Genomic DNA, 209 nt, shown 5'->3' on the forward strand with positions numbered 1-209 from the left:
TCCGGTATTAGCCCCGGTTTCCCGGAGTTATCCCAGTCTTACAGGCAGGTTACCCACGTGTTACTCACCCGTCCGCCGCTAACATCAGGGAGCAAGCTCCCATCTGTCCGCTCGACTTGCATGTATTAGGCACGCCGCCAGCGTTCGTCCTGAGCCAGGATCAAACTCTCCGATAAAATGGATCACAGGTTAAGTTCACCGCATCCTGG

1 rRNA gene (cut by a window edge) is annotated in these 209 nt (G+C 55.5%); it reads right to left on the reverse strand.

Annotation, left to right across the window (positions count from 1 at the left end):
* Nucleotides 1-176, reverse strand: a 16S ribosomal RNA gene (locus tag MOF34_RS16475) (it extends 1,382 nt beyond the left edge of the window).
* Nucleotides 177-209 lie beyond the last annotated feature (33 nt).

The organism is Bacillus sp. T17B1, assembly GCF_026796395.1.
GTDB lineage: Bacteria > Bacillota > Bacilli > Bacillales > Bacillaceae > Bacillus > Bacillus spizizenii_A.